The organism is Rhodanobacter ginsengiterrae (assembly GCF_050026815.1).
Classification (GTDB): domain Bacteria; phylum Pseudomonadota; class Gammaproteobacteria; order Xanthomonadales; family Rhodanobacteraceae; genus Rhodanobacter; species Rhodanobacter ginsengiterrae.
Genome location: NZ_JALBWO010000051.1, coordinates 158,050 through 164,457, shown reverse-complemented (window position 1 = coordinate 164,457; position 6,408 = coordinate 158,050). Strand labels below are relative to the sequence as shown.

Genomic DNA, 6,408 nt, shown 5'->3' with positions numbered 1-6,408 from the left:
AGTTCGCAGAGTCATTGATGTGGTTTCCTTCCAAGCCATGAAATAACACCTCCACCGCGCTAGAAATCAGCGGTGAGGTGTAACCCATGTCCTGGCACACCTGTTACCCATGTCCCCGGTCCAAACACGTGGCCAAAGAGAAAGATAACCAAAGAGAAAGGCCACCCCGCTTGGCGCTTGTTGGGCATCCTGCCCAACAAGTCCGTGAGCCGGGACCGGGCTTTTCGAACGGGCTTCCTGCCCGTGCGAAAAGGAGTCGACATCCATGTCGACTCCCCTGCGGGCCTGTCGTCCCCGACTCACCGCCGCGCAAGGGACCCCGGGTAGAGCGGCGGGCCTTCCTGGCCCGCACTCGGTGATGAAGCGTGGAAGCAAGAGCCAGAGCCAGAAGCAGAGCGACGCGTCGCTCTGCTGCTCTTGCTCAGGCTGTTGACCTGGCTGTTCTGAAAAGTACGCCAAGGATGCGCGTCGCTCTACCCGGGGCCCCTCTGCAGCGGCGGGCGGGTGGAGGATCAGCCCGCAGGGTGGCCGGCTGGGATGCCGGCCAGTTTGGCGTCAGGGCAGGATGCCCTGTCGACAAACCCCGCAACCCGCACGCGGACTTTCCGGGCATGGCGAGGGCATGGATGCCCGAGTTGAGGCAACGCAGGAGCGGTTGCCCGATGCCCGGAAAGCGCGGAAGCGGGGTGCCCCTCTCTTGGGTTACTTTCTCTCGGGCAAGCGAGAGAAAGTGACTCGCCCTCCGAAGGAGGACGAAAGCTCTTGCTTCAAGAGCAACGGCCACGCACGCCCGCGAACCTGATCCGCAAGTCGCTGCACCCATGCGCTAGCAACAGACTCCAGCAACGCATAGCAACGATCGATTGGCTGCCGGTTGCGATGGTCTCGGCAAGCTTTCCGGCAACGCAGTGCCCTCTGGGCCCCATCAACGGATATACGGCCTTGTCCGGGGAAAGAACCGGCGCCATTTCAATTTCCCCGGCCTGACACGTCTAAGCCCGGAATCGACAAACCCGTGGGTCGCCACCTGGCCCGACCCCATGCGCGAAGCGCGCCATGAGTACCCGGATGGACAGCCCCCACCGCTTAAAGGATCCACTCCGCCGCAACGACGAAGCGCCAGAGAGGCGTGCGCCCGCGCATGCCGAGCGGGTGGCCGCGCTGTATCGCGAGCATCACCATGCCCTGCTGGCGCTGTTGCAATGCCGTCTCGGCTCGCGCACCGATGCGCAGGAGATCGCCCAGGAGGTCTATGTGAAGTTGCTGACCATGAGCGACCTCGGCCATGTGGAATCGCCGCGGGCGTTTCTGTTCCGCATGGCGATCAATCAGTCGGTGGACTATCTGCGCAAGCGCAAGGTCCGCGCCAGCATGACGCCCGCGCCGGCCAGCGAGGATCTGCACGCCATGCCGCTGCCCGAGCAGCACCTGTGGGCCGGCCAGCAATGGAAGAAAGTGCAGACGGCGCTGCGCGAGCTGCCGGCCAAATCGAGCCAGGCGTTCGTGATGCATGTGCTGGAAGGACGCGGCTTTGCGGCCATTGCCGAAGACATGAAGCTCAGCGAGCGCATGGTGCGCTATCACGTCAGCCGCGCGATGGCCCACTGTCGAGAACGATGTTTTGCAAGGGAGACGCCGTGATGGGCACCACCACCGGATTCGACGAGGAAACCATGCGCACGGCCGCGCTGTGGTGGACTCAACTGCGTGATCCCGCGCCTTCCCCGGACCTGCTCGAACGCTGGGGGGCATGGATGGTGGCCGATCCCAGCAACGCAGAGACCTTCGAGCAACTCAACGCGCTGGGCGAAATGGTTGCCAGCGCGTCGCCCCGGCAGCGGCGGCGGCTGATTGAGGAGTTCGCCCCACGCAGCGCAAAGCGGCCACGCCGTCTGTTGGCAGCCGCGGCGGCCGCGGCGATGATCTGCGTGGTGATGCTGGGCGGCTGGATGCTGCGCGGCGGGCTGGATCGCTCACCGTCATCGCTGCACTACGCCAGTGCGGTGGCCGAGGACCGCGATATCCGATTGCCTGATGGCACTGCCGTCCAGCTCGGGGCGGCGTCCACGCTGACCACGCGTTTTGAGCGCGATCGTCGCGATATCGAGCTGGGCGCGGGTGAAGCGTTCTTCACCGTCACGCACGACCGGCACCGTCCCTTCGTGGTCACCGCCGGTCCCTTGCACATCGAGGATCTCGGCACCGCATTCAACGTACAGCGTACTGGCCAGCGCGTCAGCGTGACGGTGACCGCAGGTCGGGTGCGCCTGTCACCCGCCGGCGGCGCAAAGCTCGTTGCCGGAACGAGGTCGGGCCGACTCGATCTGGTGGCTGGCCAGCGCGCCGAATACGACCCGGCCAGCGGTGCGCTCAGCGTGACGGAGGTGGCCCCGGAGCATGCGGCGGCATGGCGCCAGCATCGGCTGGAATTCGTCAATGAACCGCTGTCGGCCGTACTGGCCAACGTCAACCGCTACAGTCGGCAGCCGGTGCAGATGGCCGATCCGAAACTGGGCGAACTGATGTTCACCGGCACCGTCAACACCACTAATATCGACACTTGGGTCGGCGCCTTGCCGCACATTTTCCCGGTACAGGTGAGCACGTTCGCCGATCATGTGGTGCTGTCGAGCACCGAAAAACCATAGATGGCCGATGGGCCGCATGCAGGGTAGGCAAGATGGCGGGACGTAAATGCTGCCCCTGCACAGGATGCATGCCGGCCACGCGTTGCCAGGGCGACCTCTCGACGCAAGATGCATGGCGACGGTGCGGCGGATGAGGCGGTGGCGTCGCGCGAGACGGATCCGCTGCGCGTTCGGCCTGTGTCTGGCGGCAGCCGTGGCCGCGACGTTCGCCGGCCCGGCCCGCGCTGCTTCAGGCGCACCGATCCTGCAGTCCGGCCAGACCACCTTCTCGATCCCGCCGCAACCGATGTCCAGTGCGCTGATGGAGCTTGGGCGCCAGGCCGACGTGCAGATACTCGCCTCCAGCACCGCGATCGCCGGCCGGTACAGCGCGGGCACGTCGGGCAGCTTGAACGTGGAACAGGCGCTTGCGCGTCTGCTGGCCGGCAGCGGACTCGACTACGAGGTGATCGGCAAGCGCACGGTGGTGGTGCACCAGCATGACTTCACCCCGGCAATTTCCTACGCAAGCGCGCTCAGCGGCACCAAGCCGGGTGTGCCGGTCGTCTCGGTGCTCGATGCCGTGCAGGTATCGGGCCTGGTGTTGAGCGACACCGGCTTCATCGCCGACACCACGCGTGGCGCCACGCGCACGGAGGCGAACCTGGCCGACCTGCCGCAGTCGGTGAGCATCGTGACGCGCGACCTGATGGACTCCCGGCAGGCCTTCGAGGTGGCCGACGTGGTGCGCCATGTCGCGGGGGTGGACTATGTGGATGGCTTCGGCGGGCCGCCGCTGTTTCGCATTCGCGGGTTCGCCACCGGCAACGGCCTCACCGATGGCATGCCCAATGGCGTGGCGCGCATCGAGGATCTGCCGCCGCTGATCGGCATCGAGCGGGTCGAGGTGTTGAAGGGGCCGGAGACGATCCTCGGCGAGTCGTCGGTCGACAACAATTTCGGCGGCTCGGTGAACATCGTGATGAAACGGCCGCAGGCCGAGCCGGTGCGCCAGGTGATGTTTTCCAGCGGACGCTATGACGGCACGCGACTGGGCGTGGACCTGGCCGGTGCGCTCGATAAGCGGGGACAACTGAGCTATCGCCTGATTGCGGCGGGCAATCGGGCCGCACGCACGGCGCAGGGCTATCAGGGCCAGCGCAGCGGTTACCTGGCGCCGTCGATCGCGTGGCAGCACGATGCCACGCGATTGCTGTTCGGTCTCGAATATGTCGACAACCGCGTGCCGGTGCCGGACCACAAGGTGTTGCTCGGCCAGTCGCTCGCCGAAGCGTCGCCCTTCAACCAGTTGCTGGGCAACCCGGACGATCATGCGAGGTTCCTCACCAGCCGCGCGTTCTACATGGCCGAACACACCCTCGGCAACGACTGGAGCGTGCGCAGTCGCGGGCAATATGTAAGCCAGCGAAGCAGCGGCCAGGCCTGGGCCTTCCACGATACCCAGCGCGTCGGCCTCACCCAGGCCCTGGCGAGCACCTACCGCTATTCCGACGCGTTCTACACGTTGCAGAACGAACTGGCGGCAAGCTTCGAGCAAGGCGTGCTGGTGCACGACGTGCTGCTGGGAATCGACTACGCCCGCACGCACGCGGGCAACAGCGACGCATCCAGCGTCACCACGGCGCGAACAGCCATCAACGCCGAATCGCTGTCGTACGCCTTTCTGCCTTCGGCGTCGTTGCAGGACGCGGGGCTCACGCGGGCGCGCCAGCTTGGCGGATCGTGGTCGACCCAGACCGGGCTGTTCGCGCAGGACCAGATCTCGATTGGCGCGTCATGGCATGTTCTGGCGACCCTGCGTCACGCCACCTACCAGCTGAGCGGGCTGGCGTCGCCCGCCATGCGCCGATCGAAGTGGGTGCCACGTCTGGGAGTGGTATACCAGCCGGCAGCCGATGTATCGCTCTACGCTTCCAGCAGCAGCGGGTTCCAGGCCGACGCACTGCTGGGCGAGGATGGCCGGCCGCTGCCTCCTGCGGTGTCGCGCCAGATCGAAGTGGGAAGCCGGCTCGGCATGTTCGAGCAGCGTGCCAGACTGAGCGTGGCCTGGTACCGGATCCAGCTGGACCACAGCATCAACGAGGTGTCGCCCGAAGCGCCGCATTTTGCCGTGCCCGGTCCCGGCCAGACCAACACCGGCGTGGAGATCGAGCTTGATGGACAGGTCCTGCCGGGCCTGGACCTGTCGGCAAGCTACACCGGCGCGCGCATCCGCAATCACGACGGCAGCTTGCCCTTCGGCGCACCGCGGCATCAGTGGAACGCATGGGCCAGCTACCGCTTCCAGCGACCTGCCCTGCGATCCTGGAGCGTGGCCGGCGGGGTATTCGGACGCAGTGCCACCACCGGGCGCGTCGAGGGCGGCGGCCATTTCGCGATCCCCCGTCAGCTCAGCGCGGAAGCAAACCTGACCTACCACGCCGATCCCTGGACGATGACGCTTGGCGTGAAGAATCTTTTTGCACGCACCTTGTATGCGATCAATGCCGAGTCCTCCTTCGTGCCGGTCCGCGAAGGCCGCATGGTCGTCCTCAGCGGAACGTTCCATTTCTAGCCGCCGCAACGATGCGCAGCTCACGCACCGGCGACCAGCAAGTTGGCCTGGTCGGCGGAAGCCTTCTGACTCGAAGCGGATCGACCGCTGCCCGCCGTGGCGGCCGCGTCGCGAGCCACCGGCGTCGCGATCCGGCCTGGGCGCGGCGCGCTGGTCTGGCAAAGTGCAGCAACGAAGATCTCGCACGCCTGCTGGCGAAACGCCTCGCTGCGCAGCCGCTTTTCAGCGCGGCTGCGGGGGCCTGCGCTGCACGGCACCGGCTCCAGCACCAGCGGCAACGCATGGCAACCCGAATCCGCCGGACCGGCGCCCTGCCCCAGCCAGAAGGCATCGCTGTCTTCCACGGCGAGTTCGTTCGACGAGCTGCCTGCACATGTCGATGAGTGGACGGCGCGAATGCGTTGCACGCCATGCAGCGCGGCAAGCTCGCGCACCAGCGCCAGGAGCAGCTCCCTGGGATGCAAGCCATGACTGGCCTGCATGAAGTCGCGGGTCGCCTCGAACGGAGTATGCGCACCTGCACCCAGCAGCGCACCGATGGTGATGCTGTCGGGACGGTCGAACGTGAGGATGCAGGTGGCCAGCAGGTCCTTGTCTTCGGTCAGCAGCAGCAGGCCCAGTTCGCCGGCGTCACCACGCGAAGGTTTGCGCAGGTGCAGGTGAACATCGCCGGTATCGTCGAGACGAAAGCTGGCCAGCCTCGCGCCACCGCCCAGTACGACGCGTTCGGCCAGCCACGCAGGAAAGCGCCGCATCACGAACGTGTAGTGGGCGCTGACGATGCGCCGCCGTGCGTCGGCATTGAAGTGCGTCGAAATATAGGGCCGATGCCAGCGCTCGTAGAGCCGCGGATCGGCCTGCGCCGCGCGGCGCATCGATTCCCGTGCATGGATCGAGTGCAGCCATCGCGTCTGCGCCCTGAACAGCCGAAGCCAGCTTGTCATGTGCAGGACAAGCTGCCAGCGCCGCTCACCCGAAGCATGTCGCAGCGACCAGCGAGCGCGCATGGCTTCCATCCACAGCATGCCCGTCTTGTTGATTCTTTCGATACGCATCGGTCCACCTCGTCATGCCGAGTTGACCCTTGAGACGCGCGGGCAGCCGAATTTTGAAATGGCCGTTGCAGGGGCGGCACGGCCCACCCGTCAGGACGAGCCACAGTGAGTCGTGGGCAGGACCGCCGGTGCGGTTGTGCCGGCGATCAGG

General features: G+C 66.1%; 4 protein-coding genes. 3 read left to right on the top strand and 1 reads right to left on the bottom strand.

Translation table 11 applies throughout. The annotated features are described in order from the left end of the window. Window positions 1-1,068 precede the first annotated feature (1,068 nt). From ACQGNJ_RS07690 to ACQGNJ_RS07680, 3 genes are all read left to right on the top strand, one after another. Window positions 1,069-1,641, top strand: a complete 573-nt coding sequence (locus ACQGNJ_RS07690; RefSeq protein ID WP_426688647.1) for an RNA polymerase sigma factor — start codon at window positions 1,069-1,071, stop codon at window positions 1,639-1,641. Further along, window positions 1,641-2,648, top strand: a complete 1,008-nt coding sequence (locus tag ACQGNJ_RS07685) for a FecR family protein (protein ID WP_426688646.1) — start codon at window positions 1,641-1,643, stop codon at window positions 2,646-2,648. Before ACQGNJ_RS07690 ends, ACQGNJ_RS07685 begins: the two co-directional genes overlap by 1 nt. 193 nt (window positions 2,649-2,841) lie before the next feature. Next, the gene (locus ACQGNJ_RS07680; protein WP_426688645.1) at window positions 2,842-5,202 is read left to right on the top strand and encodes a TonB-dependent siderophore receptor; all 2,361 of its coding nucleotides are present in this window, start codon (window positions 2,842-2,844) and stop codon (window positions 5,200-5,202) included. A gap of 20 nt (window positions 5,203-5,222) precedes the next feature. Here ACQGNJ_RS07680 and ACQGNJ_RS07675 read toward each other — a convergent pair whose 3' ends face one another. Next, entirely contained in the window at window positions 5,223-6,257 is a 1,035-nt protein-coding gene (locus ACQGNJ_RS07675; RefSeq protein WP_426688644.1) for a DUF535 family protein, read from the bottom strand. Between the last annotated feature and the right edge of the window lie 151 nt (window positions 6,258-6,408).